The sequence below is a fragment of the Rhodococcus sp. B7740 genome (assembly GCF_000954115.1).
GTDB lineage: Bacteria > Actinomycetota > Actinomycetes > Mycobacteriales > Mycobacteriaceae > Rhodococcoides.
In genome coordinates, this window is the sequence record NZ_CP010797.1 from 762,738 (window position 1) to 782,770 (window position 20,033).

Annotated in this window: 25 protein-coding genes; 15 read left to right on the forward strand and 10 right to left on the reverse strand. The window is 65.5% G+C overall.

All coding sequences use genetic code 11. The annotated features are described in order from the left end of the window. Window positions 1-266: 266 nt before the first annotated feature. Window positions 267-1,064, reverse strand: a complete 798-nt coding sequence (locus NY08_RS03555; protein WP_045194939.1) for a MerR family transcriptional regulator — start codon at window positions 1,062-1,064, stop codon at window positions 267-269. A gap of 147 nt (window positions 1,065-1,211) precedes the next feature. On the opposite strand from NY08_RS03555, the gene NY08_RS03560 reads away from it, so the two are divergent. Next, window positions 1,212-2,132, forward strand: a complete 921-nt coding sequence (locus NY08_RS03560) for a GGDEF domain-containing protein (protein ID WP_045194941.1) — start codon at window positions 1,212-1,214, stop codon at window positions 2,130-2,132. On the opposite strand, the gene NY08_RS03565 is transcribed toward NY08_RS03560, so the two are convergent. After that, window positions 2,084-2,680: a CHAP domain-containing protein gene (locus tag NY08_RS03565; protein ID WP_032394360.1), complete on the reverse strand. Its 597-nt coding sequence runs from the start codon at window positions 2,678-2,680 to the stop codon at window positions 2,084-2,086. The two genes, NY08_RS03560 and NY08_RS03565, sit on opposite strands and share 49 nt — an antisense overlap. 47 nt (window positions 2,681-2,727) lie before the next feature. Here NY08_RS03565 and NY08_RS03570 point away from each other — a divergent pair, with 47 nt between their 5' ends. Continuing rightward, window positions 2,728-3,504, forward strand: coding sequence for an SIR2 family NAD-dependent protein deacylase (locus NY08_RS03570; RefSeq protein ID WP_082073681.1), 777 nt, complete (start codon window positions 2,728-2,730; stop codon window positions 3,502-3,504). A 158-nt stretch (window positions 3,505-3,662) separates the two neighbouring features. Here NY08_RS03570 and NY08_RS03575 read toward each other — a convergent pair whose 3' ends face one another. After that, a complete protein-coding gene (locus NY08_RS03575) occupies window positions 3,663-4,043 on the reverse strand; it encodes a helix-turn-helix transcriptional regulator (protein WP_235387093.1) in 381 nt (126 codons plus the stop codon). A 62-nt stretch (window positions 4,044-4,105) separates the two neighbouring features. Between NY08_RS03575 and NY08_RS03580 the strand changes: the two genes are divergently transcribed. The 3 genes from NY08_RS03580 (at window position 4,106) to NY08_RS03590 (ending at window position 7,266) form a co-directional block, all read left to right on the forward strand. Beyond that, entirely contained in the window at window positions 4,106-4,495 is a 390-nt protein-coding gene (locus NY08_RS03580; protein WP_032394357.1) for a hypothetical protein, read from the forward strand. Window positions 4,496-4,562: 67 nt separating this feature from the next. Next, window positions 4,563-6,866, forward strand: coding sequence for an accessory Sec system translocase SecA2 (gene secA2 / locus NY08_RS03585; RefSeq protein WP_045194945.1), 2,304 nt, complete (start codon window positions 4,563-4,565; stop codon window positions 6,864-6,866). Next, window positions 6,859-7,266, forward strand: a complete 408-nt coding sequence (locus tag NY08_RS03590) for an META domain-containing protein (protein ID WP_052049321.1) — start codon at window positions 6,859-6,861, stop codon at window positions 7,264-7,266. Before secA2 ends, NY08_RS03590 begins: the two co-directional genes overlap by 8 nt. 4 nt (window positions 7,267-7,270) lie before the next feature. Here the strand turns inward: NY08_RS03590 and NY08_RS03595 are convergent, their stop codons facing one another. After that, window positions 7,271-7,858, reverse strand: coding sequence for a TetR/AcrR family transcriptional regulator C-terminal domain-containing protein (locus tag NY08_RS03595; protein ID WP_045194947.1), 588 nt, complete (start codon window positions 7,856-7,858; stop codon window positions 7,271-7,273). Between the two features lie 125 nt (window positions 7,859-7,983). Between NY08_RS03595 and bioB the strand changes: the two genes are divergently transcribed. From bioB to NY08_RS03610, 3 genes are read left to right on the forward strand one after another with little or no spacing between them, the layout of a single operon-like run. Beyond that, entirely contained in the window at window positions 7,984-8,976 is a 993-nt protein-coding gene (bioB, locus tag NY08_RS03600) for a biotin synthase BioB (protein WP_045194949.1), read from the forward strand. A 22-nt stretch (window positions 8,977-8,998) separates the two neighbouring features. Further along, the gene (gene bsaP, locus NY08_RS03605) at window positions 8,999-9,223 is read left to right on the forward strand and encodes a biotin synthase auxiliary protein BsaP (RefSeq protein ID WP_045194951.1); all 225 of its coding nucleotides are present in this window, start codon (window positions 8,999-9,001) and stop codon (window positions 9,221-9,223) included. A gap of 6 nt (window positions 9,224-9,229) precedes the next feature. After that, window positions 9,230-9,820: a DUF2567 domain-containing protein gene (locus NY08_RS03610; protein ID WP_045199658.1), complete on the forward strand. Its 591-nt coding sequence runs from the start codon at window positions 9,230-9,232 to the stop codon at window positions 9,818-9,820. Between the two features lie 10 nt (window positions 9,821-9,830). Here NY08_RS03610 and NY08_RS03615 read toward each other — a convergent pair whose 3' ends face one another. Continuing rightward, the gene (locus tag NY08_RS03615; protein WP_032394685.1) at window positions 9,831-10,529 is read right to left on the reverse strand and encodes an NUDIX hydrolase; all 699 of its coding nucleotides are present in this window, start codon (window positions 10,527-10,529) and stop codon (window positions 9,831-9,833) included. A 79-nt stretch (window positions 10,530-10,608) separates the two neighbouring features. Here NY08_RS03615 and nadA point away from each other — a divergent pair, with 79 nt between their 5' ends. From nadA to NY08_RS03640, 5 genes are all read left to right on the forward strand, one after another. Then, window positions 10,609-11,667, forward strand: a complete 1,059-nt coding sequence (gene nadA, locus NY08_RS03620; protein WP_045194953.1) for a quinolinate synthase NadA — start codon at window positions 10,609-10,611, stop codon at window positions 11,665-11,667. Next, window positions 11,664-13,232, forward strand: coding sequence for an L-aspartate oxidase (locus NY08_RS03625; protein ID WP_045194954.1), 1,569 nt, complete (start codon window positions 11,664-11,666; stop codon window positions 13,230-13,232). The genes nadA and NY08_RS03625 overlap by 4 nt, the downstream gene beginning before the upstream one ends. Window position 13,233: 1 nt before the next feature. Then, window positions 13,234-14,109, forward strand: coding sequence for a carboxylating nicotinate-nucleotide diphosphorylase (gene nadC / locus NY08_RS03630; protein ID WP_045194956.1), 876 nt, complete (start codon window positions 13,234-13,236; stop codon window positions 14,107-14,109). Between the two features lie 33 nt (window positions 14,110-14,142). Continuing rightward, the gene (locus tag NY08_RS03635; RefSeq protein ID WP_032394350.1) at window positions 14,143-14,517 is read left to right on the forward strand and encodes an RNA-binding S4 domain-containing protein; all 375 of its coding nucleotides are present in this window, start codon (window positions 14,143-14,145) and stop codon (window positions 14,515-14,517) included. A 65-nt stretch (window positions 14,518-14,582) separates the two neighbouring features. Then, window positions 14,583-14,765 (forward strand): hypothetical protein, encoded by a 183-nt coding sequence (locus tag NY08_RS03640; protein WP_045194958.1) that lies wholly within the window; start codon window positions 14,583-14,585, stop codon window positions 14,763-14,765. 53 nt (window positions 14,766-14,818) lie between these two features. Here the strand turns inward: NY08_RS03640 and NY08_RS25080 are convergent, their stop codons facing one another. Next, entirely contained in the window at window positions 14,819-16,744 is a 1,926-nt protein-coding gene (locus NY08_RS25080; RefSeq protein WP_052683710.1) for an HNH endonuclease signature motif containing protein, read from the reverse strand. Window positions 16,745-16,823: 79 nt separating this feature from the next. After that, window positions 16,824-17,807, reverse strand: coding sequence for a LysR family transcriptional regulator (locus NY08_RS03655; protein WP_045194960.1), 984 nt, complete (start codon window positions 17,805-17,807; stop codon window positions 16,824-16,826). A 78-nt stretch (window positions 17,808-17,885) separates the two neighbouring features. Here NY08_RS03655 and NY08_RS03660 point away from each other — a divergent pair, with 78 nt between their 5' ends. After that, window positions 17,886-18,302: a DUF5997 family protein gene (locus NY08_RS03660; protein ID WP_045194962.1), complete on the forward strand. Its 417-nt coding sequence runs from the start codon at window positions 17,886-17,888 to the stop codon at window positions 18,300-18,302. Here NY08_RS03660 and NY08_RS03665 read toward each other — a convergent pair. From NY08_RS03665 to rhtB, 3 genes are read right to left on the reverse strand one after another with little or no spacing between them, the layout of a single operon-like run. Then, complete coding sequence (locus tag NY08_RS03665; RefSeq protein WP_045194964.1) at window positions 18,299-18,682, reverse strand: YchJ family protein; 384 nt, start codon at window positions 18,680-18,682, stop codon at window positions 18,299-18,301. The genes NY08_RS03660 and NY08_RS03665 overlap by 4 nt on opposite strands. Further along, a complete protein-coding gene (locus NY08_RS26010) occupies window positions 18,679-18,825 on the reverse strand; it encodes a hypothetical protein (protein ID WP_155290785.1) in 147 nt (48 codons plus the stop codon). Before NY08_RS26010 ends, NY08_RS03665 begins: the two co-directional genes overlap by 4 nt. 11 nt (window positions 18,826-18,836) lie before the next feature. Continuing rightward, complete coding sequence (rhtB, locus tag NY08_RS03670) at window positions 18,837-19,463, reverse strand: homoserine/homoserine lactone efflux protein (RefSeq protein ID WP_045194966.1); 627 nt, start codon at window positions 19,461-19,463, stop codon at window positions 18,837-18,839. Between the two features lie 82 nt (window positions 19,464-19,545). Between rhtB and NY08_RS03675 the strand changes: the two genes are divergently transcribed. Continuing rightward, window positions 19,546-20,013, forward strand: a complete 468-nt coding sequence (locus NY08_RS03675) for an SRPBCC family protein (RefSeq protein WP_032394344.1) — start codon at window positions 19,546-19,548, stop codon at window positions 20,011-20,013. The last annotated feature ends 20 nt before the right edge of the window (window positions 20,014-20,033 follow it).

The window sequence follows — 20,033 nt, forward strand, 5'->3', positions numbered from 1 at the left end:
GACGCGGGCCAGCGCGACCGACGAGGTGAGTACCAGCAGTGACGCCGCCGACAGGGCGGCAACCACTGCACTGATCCACAGCACCGGAATCAGCAGATGCAGAACGGCCATCTCGATGACGGTGACGATGCCGAACATCGCAGGCATGGCAAGGGTTCCACGCACTGCCGTGAACGTTGCGGAGTCCGAGTCGACCGGGGCATGCCGTCCCCGCGCCCACAGCAGCAGTGCGTGCCATCGGCCGACCTGGACGGGAGTGTGGACCGTCATCGAGCACCACCGGGGCGGATGGGTTCGCCGGTCTCCAGACGCGCGATGGCCTCGATGATCACTGCGCGCTGAGCGGGATCGGGCACGATGTCGTCGATGCTCAGCGGGCCGCTCTCGTGGGCAGGGACGTCGGGCTCCGTCGAGACGAGAGCGTGGATATCGAGCACCGACGCCAATTCTGCTGCGAGAGAATCGATGTCACCTGCGGCATCGTCGACGCCTCGGCCTTCGAGCGCGCTGAATCTGCGCAGGAGTGCCAGGTACTTCAGACGGGTTCCGGGATCGTCGAGCGTCGCGGTCATCGTCTCGAAGAACGACGCGGGGACGGTGCCCGAGATCGCCATCACCTCGAGTAGGTCACGTTCACGAAGCAACGCGTCTCGGTCGGTCTCGGCGGCAGTATCGATCAACGCGGCCAGTGTGTCGGCCGCATCGCGCGGCAGGGCCGTCAGTGGACGCTGTTCGACGGCATCGTCGAGCAGGGCCGACAAACGAGCGTGCTTGTGCGCCAAAGCTTTTTGCTCCGTTTCGATAGCCGCGAGCAGAGCGCGCAGATCGGCGACCACATCGCTCTCGTCCGTAGCGGACCGGTCGAGGGCGGCTGCGATCGCTCCGAGGGGCATTCCGGCATCGGCGAGCCAGCGAATTCTCATCAGTCGAACCACGTCGTCGATCGTGTACTCGCGATAGCCGTTCGACAGTCGGCGCGGCTCACCGAGCAGGCCGAGACGGTGGTAGTGACGCACGGTTCGAGGTGTCGTTCCAGCGGCCTCGGCCAGGGATCCGATTCTCATGTGTTCAGTGTGAACCGTGACGCTACGTCAAGGTCAAGATCGGCCGCGCCCTGCTCGTGAGCAGTCCGGTACGGCGCACCGAGTAGTCTCGGTGGTCCGTGCGATTCGACGTGGCTCGCACAGTTCGAGGAAGAGACCCGGCTGAAGATGGTCGACACCGATCGTTGGTATCGGGAGATGTTCGAGGCCAGCACAGTCGGATTGGCCCTGGCCGACGAGAACGGATTGTTGGTTCTCGCGAACGAGGCGTATGCGGCCATCGTCGGTTGTCCGCGCCATCTGTTGTCCGGCCGGTCCTCGCGTGAGTTCACCCATCCCGACGATCTGGCTCAGCACGCCGCGATGGAACAGATCATGGACGACGCCAAGGCGCGCGGGGAATCGGTTCATGTCGAGAAGCGCTACCTGCATGCCGACGGCACGGTCCGGTGGGGGTGGATCTCGGCCAGTGAGGTTCCCGGCCCCGGGGGCATTCGGTGGACGATGGCAGTCGTACACGACACCACCGACCGGCGGCGCGTCGAGGACGACCTCCGTCAAGCCGCGCAGACCGATGCCCTGACCGGCTTGCTCAACCGACGTGGATGGCGAGATCGGTTGCATCAGTTGACGACACCCCGTGGTGCCGACCTCGCATTGGCTCTGGCGATGATCGACTTCGATCGGTTCAAGTCGTACAACGACAGGTACGGGCACGGACGCGGGGATCGGTTGTTGGTTCGGTTCTCCGCTGCTGCGCAGGACCTTCTCGGTGGCCGCGTCTCCATCGCCAGGTGGGGCGGCGAGGAGTTCGCACTCGCGATGCCCGGGGTGGATTCGACGACCATGTCGGCCGTGCTGGCCGAGCTGTCGGCGGTCGTGCCCGACGGACAGACCTTCTCGGCCGGTTACACGACCCTGCGCGCGGGGAGTCCGTCGACGACTGTTTCGACCGCGCGGACATGCTGCTCTATCGGGCCAAACGAGACGGTGGTGCACGCTCGTACGGCGAGGCGTACGAAGCGCCCTGATGACGACCGTCAGCTCTGCAGGCGACCGAATCCGACGACCCCGGAATCGGATGCGTAGTTCAGTGTGTGCACCCTGATCTTGCCGGCTTCGTTGCCTCCGACGGTGATGGCCTCGCCGCCCTCGACCGCAACGATCACGTTGGTGTGCTGGCCGGCCCAGCTGGCGTTGTCGTAGAGCACCACATCGCCCACCGATGGCGTGTAGTCGCCCACGGCCTCGAATCGGCCCTGCTCCTGGTAAAACTCCTGCAGGGTGTATACGCCGGGTATGCGCCACGAACCCGAATGAGGATTCGACAGCGGCAGTCCCGCCTCCTTCATGATCCAGCTGACGAAATCGGCGCACCACGCTTCGTCGATGCCTTCGGCGTAGAACGTTCCCGGCCGCTGCAGCTCGTGCTCGGTGCGCAGGAGTTCGACCACCCGGGCCTGATCGGTGGTCAACTCGCCGGCATTCACCTCAGGGAATGCTTCGGTGTCCCACGGGAGGTACCGGCTCGGTGCCAGCCACAGAACACCGACTACCGCGACCACGACGACAGCCGTGCAGGCTGCCACCCACAGCGGCCACCGTCGTCGGGTCCGCGCGGTGGCGTCGATGCTCATGCGACCACGGTAGCGCGAGGTGGCACACCGCTCGGCACAATGACTGTGTGACCACTTCCGAGAATTCGTCGCCCGTTTCCGTTCCTGAGCCCGTCGTGGACGCCGCGAGAGGCGCATCGCGGATCACCGTGCTCACCGGTGCAGGCATGTCGGCCGAATCGGGGATCGCAACTTTTCGGGACGCCCAGAGCGGGTTGTGGAAGGACTTCGATCCCAAGGACCTCGCCAGCCCCGAGGGGTGGTCGGCCGACAGTGATCTGGTGTGGGGCTGGTATCGATGGCGGGCCGAATTGGTCCGACGCTCGGAGCCCAACGCCGGACACGTGGCACTCGCGCAATGGCAGCAGCGGGCGCACGTCGACATCGCCACCCAGAATGTCGACGATCTGCACGAGAGGGCGGGGGCCACGGTTCTCTCGCACGTGCACGGGTCACTGTTCGAGCCGTACTGCAGCGATTGTGGAACGCGGGCTCAATTCGATGATGCCGCGGACGCACCTGCCGAGGCGGACCAGCGGGTTCCGCCGCCGGAGTGCCCGCTGTGCGGTGGGCTGATCAGGCCGGGTGCGGTGTGGTTCGGCGAATCGCTTCCCGAGGCCGCGTGGGAGGCGGCCGAGGAGGCCGTCCGACATGCCGACCTGGTTCTCGTGGTCGGCACGTCCGGAGTTGTGTACCCGTTCGCCGGGCTGCCTGCGATCGCCCGCAGCGCCGGAGCGACGGTGGTGGAGATCAACCCGGTCGAGACCGAGGTCTCGGACATGGCCGATCACCGGTGGCGCACCACGGCTGCGACGGGGCTGCCTGCGTTGGTCGAGCAGTTGTGAAACGGGGGCCTCGCGGCCTCGAAGAGCCAGGAACAGTGGCAGCTCACCGAACTGCGCAGCGAATCGCCTGTGTCGGGCCGTCTCGATCGTCGGAAATCGCCACAACTGCCGATTGCCACATCCAACGATTGCAGCTCGACGACTACGGCAACCCCGGGTCAGTCGGTGGTCAATGCCTCGACCAGAGCGCTCATTGCCGATGCGGCACTGTCGGTTTCGCTGGGTCCCAGGGCGGCGAGGCTGGCGATGAGTGCTGCTATCTCGGGGGCGGTCAACCGCACCGGCCGGGGCGCGGCGACGCTTGCCAGTCGAGATCCGCCGTGCACACCCGGTACCGCATCGATGGGAACCCCGGACTCACGCAACCGGGCAAGGTCGCGTTCGACGGTGCGCACGGAAACCCCGAGCCGTTGCGCGAGTTCGGGTGAGGTCAACGGCGCAGCCGCCGACCCCAGCCATTCCACGATCCGCTGCTGACGCGCGACGCGGCGCAAGGTGAGTGCGCTGTCGAGCGATCGGGGCGCGTTGTCCTTCGGCACCGTCCGAATTCTTCCCGATTCCCGACACCGCCCTGACGGGATTGGGTCCTACCGTTGTCGATATGACACCTGACACCGAATCGATCGACAGCTTCTTCGCCCGCTACACGGGGTACTTGACCTCGGGCGATCTCGACGGTCTGGCGAATATCTACAACTATCCGGCTCTGGCCGTCACGGCGCGGGGTTGTGCGGCGATCGCCGAGCCGCAGCAGACCCGAGAGTTCTTTCGGCAGGGGCAGACCTACTATCGGTCGCGCGGAATACAGGGGGTGCGGGCGCGCGACATCGTCACCGAGGCGCAGGTGCCGGGTATCTGGGTTGGGCACCTTCTGCTGGAGAACCTCGACTCCGACGGTTCGCCGGTGGGAACCGAGCGCAACGCCTATCAGGTGGTGACGCTGGACGACGGCACGCGTCGGATTGCGGTGACGACCCCGCTCGATGCCTAGAGCTGGGCGGAGCCGCACTCGGTACTGTGGGTGGGAACGGTTCTTCTTTCTCAGGTAGGGATAACAGATGGCTTTGGGCTCCGACCGATTCTGGCGCGTACTCGGCCGCTCGGCGCAGAAGGCGCAGAGCACCTCGCGTCGACGCGTCGACCGGGCTCAGGAGCATGCGGAATGGGCTGCTGCCCTGAGCGCGAGCGAGTTGGCGACCGAGGCGACCGCGCTGCGGGTCGACAATGCCGACCGTCTCGATGTCCCTCGGTACCTGGCGTTGACGCGTGAGGCGAGCGAGCGTGCCCTGGAGCTCCGGCCCTTCGACGTTCAGTTGCACGGTGCCGTGCGATTGCTCGCCGGTGACGTGGTGGAGATGGCAACCGGCGAGGGCAAGACGTTGGCCGGTGCCATCGCTGCCGTCGGATACGTGCTGTCCGGGCGTTCGGTGCACGTCATCTCGGTCAACGACTTTCTCGCGCAACGTGATGCGCAATGGATGCAGCCACTGTTCGAGTCCCTCGGTATCACCGTCGGTTCCATCGGCGAGTCGTCGACCGCATCCGAGCGGCGCGCCGCCTATGCCTGCGACATCACCTATGCCTCGGTCAACGAGATCGGGTTCGACGTTCTGCGTGATCATCTGGTGAACGACCGAAACGATCTGGTGGCACCCGTGCCGGACGTCGCCCTGATCGACGAGGCCGATTCCGTACTGGTCGACGAGGCGCTCGTTCCACTGGTGTTGGCCGGTTCGGTCTCCGGCGACGTCTCGACCTCGACGGTCATGGATGCAGTCCGGTTGCTGGACAAGGGAGTTCATTTCGACACCGATGCCGAAGGACGCAACGTGTTCCTCACCGACGAGGGCGCACTGCGGATGGAGAAGGAGCTGGGCGGTATCGACCTGTACTCCGAACATCACGTCGGGACGACATTGGTGGCGGTCAACGTGGCACTGCACGCCCAGGTGCTGGTCCAGCGCGACGTCGACTACATCGTCCGTGACGGACGGGTGCAGTTGATCAACGCCTCGCGTGGCCGGGTGGCCGAACTGCAGCGATGGCCGGATGGATTGCAGGCTGCGGTCGAGATCAAGGAGGGGCTCGCTCCCACCGAGACCGGTGAAATTCTCGACACGATCACCGTGCAGGCGTTGATCAATCGATACGCGACGGTGTGCGGTATGACCGGTACCGCCATGGCGGCGGGGGAGCAGCTTCGCACGTTCTACGGCCTCGGAGTCTCGATCATCGAGCCCAACGTTCCCACGGTGCGCGTCGACGAAGTCGACCGCGTGTACGACACGATCGAGCACAAGAACGCTGCAATTGCGCTGCAGGTGAAGGAGATTCACGAGACCGGTCAGCCGATCCTCATCGGCACCCACGACGTCGCAGAGTCCGAGGCGCTGGCCTCGACGCTCACCGCGTCGGGGGTGGAGGTGGTGGTGCTCAATGCCAAGAACGACGCCGAGGAGGCGGCGGTCATCGCTGCGGCGGGCGTACACGGCGCGGTGACGGTCTCGACGCAGATCGCCGGACGTGGAACCGACATCAAGCTCGGTGGTCCCGACGGCACCGACCGCGAACGGATTGCCGAGCTCGGCGGACTGTTCGTTCTCGGCACCGGTCGCCACACCACCGAGCGACTCGACAATCAGCTCCGAGGACGTGCAGGTAGGCAGGGAGACCCCGGCCGGTCGCTGTTCTTCGGCAGTTGGGAGGACGACGTCGTCAAGAACAACATCGGCGACAAGGATGCCCCGAAAGGCATCGACGAGAGCGGCCTCTTCACCTCGGCTGCTGCGGCCGACCGTGTCGATCATGCGCAGCGCATCGCCGAGGGCCAGATGCTCGAAATACATTCGCGCACGTGGCGTTACAACCAGCTGACGGCTCAGCACCGTGAGATCCTCGATCGCCGCCGGGCCACGTTGCTCGACTCCGACGAGGCACTGACGCTGCTCGAGCAGCACGCACCGGCGCGCTCGAAGGAGTTGCGCGAGAACGTGTCCGAGGAAACTCTGATCGAGGTCGCCCGCCAGATCGTGCTGTACCACCTCGATCGGTCGTGGTCGGACTACCTCGCGCACCTCGCCGACGTACGGGAGAGCATTCACCTGCGCGCACTGGGGCGGGAGAACCCGCTGGACGAGTATCACCGGATCGCTGTCGAGGCGTTCAAGACGGTGTCCTCCAAGGCGATGGATCTCTCGCACGCGACGTTCGAGTCGGCCGAGATCACCTCGGAGGGAATCGATCTGGACGAAGCCGGCTTGCGTCGACCGACGTCGACCTGGACGTACATGGTGCACGACAACCCGTTCGCGTCCCGCGGAAATGCCGGTGCGGCCGGTCTGGGGCCGATTTTCGGTGGCTGACGCGCGGCGCGCGTTGCTCGCTCTCGCGTTCGGCGCGAGCGTGGTGGCTTCCGGGTGTGCCGACTCGTACGGCGAATTCCCGGCGGGCAAGACGTACTCGTCGGTCGATGCACCCGACTCCTACACGCCGGTCGCCGGAACGACGGTCAGGCTCGAATTCGTCGACGACCGGATCTCGGCCGAGGCGGGGTGCAACAGGTTGTTCGGCACCGTGGACACCTCGCAGGGCAGAATCACCATCGACTCTCTCGGGTCGACGCGCGTGGCCTGCCCGGAGGCGATCATGGAGCAGGACCGGTGGCTGTCGGCATTCCTGACCTCCTCGCCACGGTGGTCGCGGGACGGCGGAACCATGACCCTGGACAACGGGAACGAGCGGATCGTCTTCGCCGAATTCTGATCGATCAGCGGCGGATGCGGTTCACCGCGGTGTGGCGTACCCCGTCGAGAAAGAGTTTCAGTCCGAAATCGAATCTGCTCGTCGGATCTGGACTCTCGAAAAGCGGCGACGCGTCGGGCGTGAGGGCTCCGGCGGAATCCATCTGAAGCCGCGCTTGCTCGTCCACGGTCTGACCGAGGACGTAGTACAGCAATGTGTCGGCGGTGAGTTCCGCGTCGCGTCGCGGCAGTCCTGCTCGAATGCACACGGCGGCAATGCGTTCGCGAATGTGGTTGGTGGTCAGCCTCGACGCGTAGGTCGCGGCCACCAATTCGGCACCGTCGCGTCGGGAGAGAAGCGCGTCGCGCAGTCGGTGCGCGATCTGAGCGATCTGTGCGTCCCACGAATCCTCGGTGGACGGCGCATCGGCACCCGAGAGTATGTGGTCGGCGATGGCACCGAGCAGCGTCTGTTTGTTGGGGAAGTGCCAGTACAGCGCGCCCGGCTGGACGTGCAGTGACGTCGCCAGACGGCGCATCGTCAGGTCTGCCAGGCCGTAATCGTCGAGAATGGCGATCGCGCCGTCCAGGACGTCCTGCCTGTTCAGTTGCACGTACTTCCCCCTGTCGTTCGACGCCGCGTCGCTTTGACAGTAGCCGAGCGCGGTGCCTAACGTGAACGCCGTTCAACTTGAACGGTGTTCAATTTCGATACCGTTCGACGACGAGGGGACCCGGAATGGACATTTTGCGCACGGCGCGTACACAGGTGCTCGGCGACGGCATCGCGCTCGATCGATCTCAGGTTCTCGAGGTTCTCGAGCTCGGGGACGACCGTCTCGAGGAGACGATGCTGTTGGCCCACGAGGTGCGGATGAAGTGGTGCGGGCCCGAGGTCGAGGTGGAAGGAATCGTCAGCCTCAAGACCGGCGGGTGCCCCGAGGACTGTCACTTCTGTTCGCAGTCCGGGCTTTTCGCCTCCCCGGTCCGAGCTGCGTGGCTCGATATCCCCTCGCTGGTGGAAGCTGCGAAGCAGACCGCGAAGACCGGAGCGACGGAATTCTGCATCGTCGCCGCGGTACGCGGACCGGACGATCGGTTGCTCGCGCAGGTCGCCGCGGGTATCGAGGCCATTCGGAACGAGGTCGAGATCGATATCGCCTGCTCGTTGGGCATGCTCGATCAGGATCAGGTCGATCGGCTCGCGGCAATGGGTGTGCATCGCTACAACCACAATCTCGAGACCTCTCGCTCGTACTTTCCGAACGTGGTGACCACCCATACCTGGGAGGAGCGGTGGAACACCCTGAAGATGGTGCGCGAGGCAGGCATGGAGGTGTGCTGCGGCGGAATTCTCGGCATGGGGGAGACGCTCGGGCAGCGGGCCGAGTTCGCAGCCGATCTCACCGCACTCGAACCCGACGAGGTGCCCCTGAACTTCCTCAACCCCCGGCCGGGAACCCCGTTCGGAGACCTCGACGTGCTGCCGGCATCGGATGCTCTGCGCGCTGTCGCTGCGTTCCGTCTCGCCCTGCCGCGCACGATTCTCAGGTTCGCCGGCGGCCGCGAGATCACTCTCGGTGATCTGGGTGCGAAGCAGGGAATTCTCGGCGGCATCAATGCGGTCATCGTCGGCAACTACCTGACGACGCTCGGTCGTCCGGCAGAGCAGGACCTCGACCTTCTCGGCGAGCTGCAGATGCCGATCAAAGCGCTCAACTCGACTATCTGATGGGCGTATTAGGGTGGGTCGAATGACGAGCGAGACCCACTACGACCCGTACACCGGCCGGCCTGTCGAATCCCGAGCCGAGATGGGCGCGGATTCGTTGTCGGTCGCCGTCCGGCTCGGGCTGGAGCCGCCGCGGTTCTGCGCAGAATGCGGACGCCGCATGGTGGTCCAGATCGTCCCCGACGGGTGGACATCGCGGTGCTCGCGTCACGGTCTCGTCGACTCGGCCGCGACGGGTAGGCGCTAGGTGGTCATGTCGGACGTTCTCGAAGTCGCACCGCGGACCAGTACCGTTCGTGTGTTGTCGGTGGTTGTCGGAGTCTCGGTGGCAGTGTCGGCTCTGGGCGGGATGTTGTGGGGATTCTTGGCACCGGCGCAGCAGCTGCTCGTGGTGGCGCAGGACCGTGGGGCCGCACTGACCGGTGAGAGTCTGCACCGCTTCGACGGCCTCGCGCTCTTCTCCTTCGTGTCCTTGGCCCTGGGTCTCGTCATCCCGATCGGGTGGTGGCTGTGGAAGTCGGAGCGAGGTCCGCGGCTGTTCGGTGCGATCTTCGTCGGCGCTCTCGCGGGTTCGGTCGCTGCTCTCCTGGTGGGCAACGGGATTGCTGCTCTTCGGTTTCCGAAGGCCGCCGACCCTGCAGTCGGGTCGATCGTCACTGTTGCGCCGAGCATCGACACTCCGCTGGTGCTGATCGTTCAGGCGCTGATGGCATCGCTGGTGATCCTGCTGCTGGCGGCGATGAATCCCAACGACAATCTGCACTACACCGATCCCGAACCGGACGACCTCGATGTCGAGTTCTCCCCGCCGCCGCCGTCGTTCGACTCGAATCGGGTCGACTGACCGCAGCGGTTCACGTCTGCGGTGGGCGCAATGCGGCGAACTCGTCGGTGACTCGAATGCTGTTGTCGGCAAAGCGGAACAGTGCAGGCGGTCGTCCACCTGCCTTGCCCGACGGCGCGCGTCGTCCGGTGGGTTCGATGACACCACGCCTGCTCAGTACGCGCTGCAGATTGGTGGCGTCGACCTGATATCCGAGTGCGGCACCGTAGATCTCGCGCAGCGAGGAGATCGCGAAATCGACCGGCGCGAGTGCGAATCCGATGTTGGTGTACGAGAGTTTCGCGACCAGTCGATGTCTCGCGTGCGCGACGACGGTTCCGTGATCGAACGACATGTGGGGCAGTGCGGAAACCGGGTGCCATGCCGTGTCGGAGGGGAGTGTCGGCTCGGCCGAGATCGGCACCAGGCCCAGGAAGGTCGACGCGATCCGCCGATCTCCAGGCACACGTTCGGGTTCGCTGAAGACGGACAGTTGCTCGAGGTGTGCCACCGAGCGCACGTCGACCTTTTCCGCGAGCTGACGCCGAGCGGAGGTGGCGAGGTTCTCGTCGTCGCGCAGGGTGCCTCCGGGCAGCGACCAGGTCCCGGCCTCGGGATCGAGCGCGCGCTGCCACAGCAGCACCGCCAATTCCGGGGCATCGGGGTCGGAAAAGGTTCGAACTTGGAACACCGCAATGAGGACTTCGTGGACGGTGCTACGATGAATCATGTTTTCGATCATAGGTCGAAAACTCCCTCGGAGGAAATTCGGTCACCGACGACCGGATGATCGGTGAAGGAGAACCGTCATGACCAGCAGCGCTACCCGGGTGAACACCCTGGACTCGGCATTCGCCGGAGTTCGCGACATCGTCGACGGAGCCGGTGGCTACGGGGGAGTCGAGGCGACGCCGGAATGGGCCGCCGAAGTCCGACGGCTCGCCGATCTGCGCGGTGCGACGCTGCTCGCACACAACTACCAACTACCTGCGATCCAGGATGTTGCCGATCATGTCGGTGACTCCCTCGCACTCTCGCGCATCGCCGCCGAGGTGTCCGAGGACACGATCGTGTTCTGCGGCGTCCACTTCATGGCCGAGACCGCGAAGATCCTGAGCCCGCAGAAGACGGTCCTCATCCCCGACCAGCGCGCCGGTTGCTCCCTCGCGGATTCCATCACCGCAGACCAACTCCGCGAATGGAAGGCGGATTTCCCGGAGGCCGTCGTCGTCTCGTACGTCAACACCACCGCCGAGATCAAAGCGCTGACCGACATCTGCTGCACCTCGTCGAACGCCGTCGAGGTGGTCGAGTCGATCGATCCGGGCCGCGACATCCTGTTCCTGCCCGATCAGTTCCTCGGCGCGCACGTCAAGCGCGTCACCGGACGCGAGAACCTGCACATCTGGGCCGGAGAATGCCACGTGCACGCCGGTATCAACGGCGACGAGTTGGCCGAGAAGTCTCGCACCCACCCGGACGCAGAACTGTACGTCCACCCCGAATGCGGCTGCGCCACTTCGGCTCTGTACCTCGCAGGCGAGGGATTCGTACCGGCGGACAAGGTCAAGATTCTCTCCACCGGCGGCATGCTCGACGCTGCGCGCACCACGGCGTCCAAGCAGGTTCTCGTCGCCACCGAGATCGGCATGTTGCATCAGCTGCGGATGGCTGCACCCGAGGTCGACTTCCTCGCCGTGAACGACCGCGCATCGTGCGGCTACATGAAGATGATCACCCCTGCGGCTCTGCTGCGCTGCCTGGTCGAAGGACGCGACGAGGTGCACGTCGACCTCGAGACCGCGCACATCGCGAGCAAGTCGGTGCAGCGGATGATCGAGATCGGCACCCCGGGCGGCGGCGAGTGAATCCATCGGTCGCGTGGGAAACCGCGGCCGATCTGGTCGTCGTCGGCGGTGGAATCGCCGGACTCACCGCGGCGCGCACCGCGACGGCCCGCGGCCTGCGGGTGGTGACCGTCAGCAAGGGGCAGTCCACCGACACCGCAACGCAGTACGCCCAGGGTGGAATTGCGGTGGTCGGTCCCGAGCTCGAGGACTCGATCGAATCGCATGTGGCCGACACCTGTGTTGCCGGTGCCGGTTTGTGCGACGAGGACGCGGTGCGCTCCATCGTGTCCGGTGGACGTGCGGCGATCACCTCGCTCGAGGCTGCGGGCGCGCAGTTCGACCTGGCGGCTGACGGCGAGGTGGCACGGACCCGCGAGGGTGGCCACAGCGTTCGTCGCATCGTTCACGCCGGGGGAGATGCGACCGGGGCTGAGGTGCAGCGCACGCTGGACGCGTCGGTGCCCACGGTGCAGTTCGACACGACCGCACTGCGGGTGCTGACCACCGACGGTGAGGTTGTCGGTCTCCTCGTGCGTGGACCTCGCGGCGTCGGCGTCGTTCATTGCCCGACGGTGCTGCTCGCCACCGGCGGACTGGGGCAGCTCTTCTCGTGCAGCACCAACCCGCCCGGCGCGACGGCCGACGGCATTGCACTCGCACTCGACGCCGGTGCGCGGATCGCGGATCTGGAGTTCGTGCAGTTCCATCCGACGGTTCTGTTCGCCGCCGGGTCGACGGGCCGCCGCCCGTTGATCAGCGAGGCAGTGCGAGGAGAGGGAGCCCGCTTGGTCGACGTCACCGGTCGTGCGTTCATGGCGGAGGTGCACCCGCTCGGTGACCTCGCGCCACGCGACGTGGTGTCCCGCGCCATCGCCGAATTGCTGCACGGCAGCGGTGACGACCACGTACTGCTGGACGCCCGCACGGTCGAACGCGTCCACGAACGGTTCCCGACCGTGACCGCCTCGTGCCTGGAGGCCGGCTTCGATCCGGCGACGGACCTGATTCCGGTGGCACCGGCAGCGCACTATTCGTGCGGGGGCGTGGCGACGGATACGGCCGGACGTACCTCGGTTCCCGGCTTGCTGGCCGCGGGCGAAGTGGCGCGCACCGGCTTGCACGGTGCCAACAGGTTGGCGTCGAACAGTCTGCTCGAGGGTCTCGTCGTCGGTGAGCGTGCGGCCTACGTGGCTGCCGAACGGGTCGGCCGCACCGGCAGGATCTCGGATGTCACACTGCCCACGTATCGCCGTATCGACCGCGCGGTGCTGCAGCGCACCATGACCGCCGAGGTCGGCGTCGTACGGGATGCAACGGGTCTTGCTGCAGCGCAACGTGTTCTGGAGCACGGCGTGGTATCGGAACCGCCCGTGGATGCGCGCGCGGTCGAGGACGCAGCGTTGACCGCTGCGGCGGAGGTGATCGTGCTGACCGCGTCCGAGCGGCGCGAGAGCAGAGGGTGTCATACCCGACGCGATGCGCCGGAGACCGATCCGGCGCAGCGCCGCAGTCTGTTCGTCGAACGAGATCTCGATGGACGGTTGACGATAGTGAACGACGATGTGATGACGGGAGCACGTTGACATGACCGATTCCCCGAACGAGGTGAACCCGGGCGTCGACCGAGACGAGGTTCTCGCACTGATCAGGACCGCCCTCGACGAGGACCTGCGGTACGGACCCGACATCACCACGCTGGCAACGGTTCCCGAGGACGCCGTCGCCAACGCGTCGGTGGTCTCGCGCCAATTCGGCACGGTGGCCGGAATCGATGTCGGTCTCCTGGTTCTCGACGAGGTGATCGGAAGCGGCGGATACTCCGTCGTGCATCGCATCGAGGACGGATCCGAGGTCGAACCGGGACAGGCCGTTCTGACGGTCGAAGCCCCGACTCGAGATCTGCTCACTGCCGAACGCACGATGCTCAACATCGTCTGTCATCTTTCGGGAATCGCCACCGCGACGGCCGGCTGGGTCGCCGAGGTCGCCGACACCGAGTGCAAGATCCGGGACAGCCGAAAGACGTTGCCGGGATTGCGTTCACTGCAGAAGTACGCCGTTCGCGCCGGCGGGGGCGTCAATCACCGGATGGGTCTGGGAGACGCCGCGCTCATCAAGGACAATCACGTGGCGGCAGCCGGTTCGGTCGTCGCTGCGTTGAACGCAGTGCGGGCCGCGGCTCCCGACATCGCATGCGAGGTCGAGGTAGACAGCCTGGAGCAACTCGACCAGGTACTGGCGGAGAACGTCGAACTGGTTCTGCTGGACAACTTTCCGCTCTGGCAGACACAGATGGCGGTGCAGCGCCGAGACACGTTCGCGCCGCAGACGAAGCTGGAATCCTCGGGTGGCCTGACTGTCGACGTGGCACGGGACTACGCGCGTACGGGGGTCGACTTCCTTGCGGTCGGCGGTCTGACACACTCGGTGACAGTGCTCGACCTCGGCCTGGACATGTAGTCGAGCCTCGCAATGTGAGGAATTCTTTCGAAGATGGAAGTTCAGAGCGTCCGCCTCGACAGTTGGATCTGGGCGGTTCGGTTGTTCAAGACGCGGTCAGCCGCGGCTGCTGCCTGCCGCGGCGGGCACGTCCGCGTCAACGGAACTCCCGCCAAACCCGGGCATCGCATCGGCCCGGACGACGAGATCAGACTGCGGGCCGACGGAGTCGAGAAGATCGTCGTCGTGGTGCGGGCCATCACCAAACGAGTAGGCGCAGCGGTCGTTCCCGAGTGCTTGATCGATCGCAGTCCGCCGCCGCCACCGAAAGAAGTTCTGGCTTCCGTACCGAGGCGTGATCGAGGGGCAGGCAGGCCCACCAAGCGCGATCGTCGTGAAATCGACCGACTGCGGGGCCTGGGCCTCTAGTGCTCCCGGCTCCCTTCAGTTACCTTCGGTAACGACACGTAGTTCGTACGCGCAAGGAGGTGGGAATGGACTCCGTCCTGTGGACTCCACGTTTCGCAGCAGTCTATTTCCTGGCAGCAGCGTTGCTTCTCATTCTGTTTCTGGCCATCGACGCTTCCCTTGTCATCGCCGCACCGCTTCTGTTGATGTCGGTGGGACTCGGAACAGCTGTTCTGATTCGCAATCGAAAGCGTCACCCGGTTTGCTGAAAGATCCCGACGCGGGTGTAGGCAGGGCTGTGCCCTGACGCTTGTGTGGGTCGTCAGGCGGGTTGTCGTGGTTCCTCATCGCCGGTGTCGTTGTGGTTGTGGTTGTGGTTGTCGGGTGGGTAGAGGACTTCTTCTGGGTGGTGGGCGTGGTTGATCAGGCCTCGGCGTGTGGGGTCCATTCCGGCGGGTGGGTGCCACAGTGTGCGGCCCGGGTAGCGATGTCGGGCTCCGGTTTTGGTGGTGGCCCATGTGCCGGGTCCGGTGCCGACGAGTGCGTGGTGCATGTCGCAGCCGAAGGTGAGGGAGTCGATGTCGGTGTAGCCGCCGGTGTTCCAGTCGGTGAGGTGGTGGGCTTGGCACCAGGTTGCGGGGCGGGTGCAGGAGGGGAAGCTGCAGCCGCGGTCTCGGGCGATGAGCACGATGCGTTGGTCGGCGGAGGCGATGCGTTTGGATCGGCCGAGGTACAGGGCTCGGCCGTGGTCGTCGAAGATGGTCAGGTAGTGGTGGGCGTGCGAGGCCATGCGGATCGCATCGCGGATCGACACCCGTGATCCGGTGGCGGTCATGGCGTAGCCGCAGCCGGCTTCGAGGTCTTTCAGAGTCATGGTGACGATGGCGGTGACGGGAAGGCCGCGGTGGGTGCCGAGGGTGCCGGAGGCCAGGGTGTGTCGGAGCGCGAGTTTGAGGGCGTCGTGTTGGCGTTCGCGTTGGGTGCGGATATCCCGCGCGGCGGCAGCGTCGCGTGTTGCAGTGTCCGGTGCGTCGTCGGTGTCGGATCCGACGGCGTCGTCCGCGTCGTCCGGGTCGGTTGTGTCGCCGGGCTCAGCTGTGTCCTGTGGTTCGGTTGTGTCGCCGGGCTCAGCACTGTCCTCTGGTCCGATGGTGTCGTCGGGCCCTGTGCCGCAACCACAGTCGATGCCGTCACCGCACCGGCCGTCACCGTCGCAGGGATCGTCGCCGTCGAATGAACCGTCGTCCCACAGTCCCGCGTTACCTGTCCACCCGTCTGCGGGCTCCGGTAGCGGTGGGGTGTCGGTATCGAAGACACCACCGGATGTGGCCGAATCCGGTTCGGTGGCTGCAGGATCGGGACGCGCACCGTCGCTCGCAGCCCCGGGGCTCGTGCTGTCCTTGCCGCCGGTCTCGTCGTGGATGATCGATGTGGGGTCTGCGGGGTTGTTGACGCCCGGTTTCGCAGCTTTGGAGAACAGGGCTTCGAGGTAGGCCCGTAGTTCGGGGTCGACGCAGAATTTTCCTTCGGACATTCCGTCGGCACCCTGTTCACCGAGGTAGAAGAACGCATCCCTGCGTTTCGGTGGTCTCGGTGGCTTCCCGTCCTCGTCTTCGTCTTCGTCCTCGTCCTCGTCGTGGTCGCCGTCGGGGTTGAGGATCGAATCCAGGTGCGCCACCAACGGTGCGAAATCGTCGGGTCGCCTGGTCGAGGCGTAGCCCGCCAATTGCTCGTCGGCGAGCTCGCGCGTCTGCGGATCGACATCCCGGGGCAGGTGGCGGAAGAACTCGCGGATCATCTGCACATGCTTGGCATCGAGCAACCCCGCCCGCAACGCTCCCGCGGTGTGCGGCAGCAACGGCGGCAGGACTTCACCGGAGAAGGCGGTGCGGTCACCCAATTCGGCAGCCAGGCGCACCCGTGCTCCGGCTGCTCGTGGGGTGATCCGCAGCATCCACGCCACCGACGACGGCACCGATCCCGGATACACATCGAGGCCGTGCTGAGAGATCAGCTCATTGAGCCAGGTGTACGAGTACGCGGTCAGGGATCTGGTCAGCATCTCCATCCGTTGGATCACCGCGCGCCGGTCCGCGTTCGACCACGCTACCGGCGACTGTTCCGCTAATTCCGCGATCGCGGACTCCACTCGGTCGACCAACACAGACAGTTCGGGATCGGACACCTCGGGGGCGGGCGGCACCGTCTCGATGCCGTCCACCCCTGATCCGCCGTCCCCCGAAAGCATGAACAGAATCTATCGCGACCCACCGACAAAGTTTCGAACACACGTTCTCATGGATTCGGGGCCGAGCGAGATGCAGACGTCAGCGACGCTTCCCGCTGCGTCGAGCGTTCGTCTTCGTCTTGGCAACGGGGCGAGCGGGTTTGGAGGGGTGCGCTTTCTTCTTCTTGACCGGTGCCTCGTCCGACGGTCCGCGTGAACTGCGGGTCGAGCGGCCGCGGACGATACCGATGAATTCCTCGATGCGGTCGTCCTCGCGTTCGGCGACCCAGGCCAGTGCAATCTGTGACTGCTCGACATCGGTCACCGGGCGGTAGACGAGGTCCTTGCGGGCATTGAATCGGGCGACCGAGTGCGGCACGATCGCCACCCCGAGCCCGGCGGCCACGTACTCGAACGTCTCGGCAACGGAATTCATCGGCGGCAGTTCCGGTCGACTCCCGGACACGAGTTCGGTTGCCACCGCTGCCCATTCGGGCACGGTCGCGGGTTCGGCGAGCAGATGCTCGTCGGCGAGGTCGGTCGCGGTGACCGAATCGAATGCAACGACTGCGTGGTCTTTCGGGACCACCACTACCTGCACTTCCTGGTACAGACCGATCGCGTTGAGCCCATCGCGATCGATCGGCGGACGAACGAAGCTCACATCGACCGTTCCGTCGCGCAGGGCCGACACCTGTGTCTGCGGCGTCGTCGCCACCACGGACAGCGTGACGTCGGGGAACCGATCCGCCCAGATGCGTGTCCACTTCGTCAGCGTCACGCCTTCGGCGTATCCGATGGTGAAGGTCGTCGGCTCTGCCGCAGCGACCTGCGCGAGTTCCGAGAGCCGATCGTCCTCGGCGATCTCCACCAGGGCTCGCTCGAGCAGATCGCGGCCTTCGGCGGTGAGCTCGGTGGGGGATGCCCCGGGCACGAACAGGTCGACGCCGAGCTGTTCCTCGAGTTCCACGATCGTCTTGCTCAAGCGGATCCGCGAGATTCCGAGCGACCGAGCAGCGCGCGCGAAATGCAGTTGCTGCGCCACCGCCGCGTACCAGCGCAGTGTCTGCACATCGATGTTCACGATGTCGAGCCTATGGGACGAGGAGGGCAGTGAGGGACGGTGGCGTCGAGAGCGCCGACGGCCGGATAAGCTGGTCCGGTGAGCCCGGAGAACAAACAGCAGACCATGAAGCCATTGACCGCGGCGAACAAGCTCGGCATCTACCTTCCCGCAGCACCCGAAGAATTCCAGGACTCGATGATCAGCCGGTCCGACCTGGACGCACTGCGCAGCGATCCGCCGCAGTGGTTGACCGACCTGCAGACCAACGGACCCTTCCCCCGCGACGTCATCGCCAAGAAGCTCGGCGTGTCCATCGCGGGGCTGGCCCGCGGCGGTGTCACCGAAGCGCTGACCACCGAGGCAATCGACGAACTCGTCGCCAGCCCGCCCCAGTGGCTCGTTCGCGAGCGTCGCACCCAGATTCAGGTGCGCAAGGATGCCGAACGCATCAAGGAGAAGCAGGAAGCGCGTCGCACCTCGGGCAACCGACCGACCAAGCTGCGCAACCTCTAACGCGAGACGATCCCGTCGAGGTAGCGCCACCGGCCGTCGATGCGGGCGAAGCGGCTGACCTCACTCATCGAGCCCGCCCCGTCGGGATGCTTGTACCGAGCGCGGAACTCGACCGTTCCCGCGTCGTCGAACATGCCACCGGCGTCGGTTGCGAGAATGTCGAGTCGATACCACCGCTGGTCGGGGTCCAATTCCAGCTCGGCCGGTGCGGTGTCGGGATGCCACGATGCGCGAAGATAGGCCACATCGCCGACGGCGAACGCGGTGAATCGCGATCGCATCAGCTTCTCCGCCGTCGGCGCGCTCGCATCCCCGCGCAGATACGGCTCGCAACAGGCATCGAACGTGTCACCACTCGAACACGGACACCGTCCGCTCACTCGTCGACAACTTCGACGGAATAGGTGCCCAGTTCGTGCTCGTCCCGTTTGCCGACGTCCTGGATCCAGGTGTTGGCCTCCAGAAGCGTGTCGAACAGTCCCAGTGGAATCGGGTCGCCGCCGAGGGCATTCTTCATGATCACGCGATATTTCCTCACGGAGTCACCCGCCGGACGGTCGCCAGAAACGTTGCGGCGGCAAAGAACATCCCGGCGAACGTGCGATTCATCGTCTTCTGTTGACGCTGGGATTTCATCAAGCGCAACACCCGCGACGCCAGCGAGGTGTACCCCGTCATCACGAGCATGTCGACCGCGACCATCGTGGCGGCGATCAGCAGGTACTGGACGACGAGAGGCCGTGTCGGATCGAGGAACTGGGGGAGCACCGCGACCATGAAGACGACGGCTTTCGGGTTGCTGGCGTTGACGAGGAAGCCTCGGGCGAGCATCGTCGTGCCACGGTCGGCTACTGCCGGGGCGTCGGCGACCTCGGTCGGGGCTGCCCGCCACTGTCGAACTCCGAGGTAGACCAGGTATGCGACGCCGAACCATTTGATGACGGAGAAGGCCAGCGTCGAGCTCGCCAGAACGGCTCCCAGTCCGACGGCGACGACGCCGATCTGAATCAGCAGACCGATCTGCAGCCCGAAGATGTTCCAGTATCCGCGGCGCAGGCCGTAGCGGAGCCCGGTGGACATCGACGCGATGGCACCGGCGCCGGGGGAGAGACTGATGACGATGCTCGCGCCGAGAAAGGCGAGCCACACTGACCAGGACATGGGTTCATTGAACTACGGCCGTCAACTCCGATTCGGCCCGCCTAGGTGTGTCGAACCGGGCACTGTGGGGTAGACCGCGGACATGGCAGACATCAGAACCATCGACACAGGCCCACAGCACGTCACCCGTCAGACCGAGGTGCGGGCACCGGCGTCCGAACTGTTCGACATGGTGGCCGATCCGAAGCGGCACGGCGAGCTCGACGGATCCGGCACCGTCAAGGACACCGTGCGCGGTCCCGATCGACTCAGCACCGGTGCGAAATTCTCCGTCGGCATGAAGCAGTACGGCGTGCCCTACAAGATCACCAGCACCGTCACCGAGTTCGTCGACGCCGATCGGCACAAGGTCGTCGAGTGGCAGCATCCGATGGGGCACAGCTGGCGCTGGGAGTTCGAGGAGAAGCAGCCGGGCCTGACCACGGTCACCGAGAGCTTCAAGTACGGCACCGCCAAGGTCCCGAAAATGCTCGAGCTGTTCAAGATGCCGCAGAAGAACGCGCAGGGCATCACGAGCACGCTGCACAACCTCGCTGCTCGCTACGCCTGACCCGAATCTATTCTGACCGG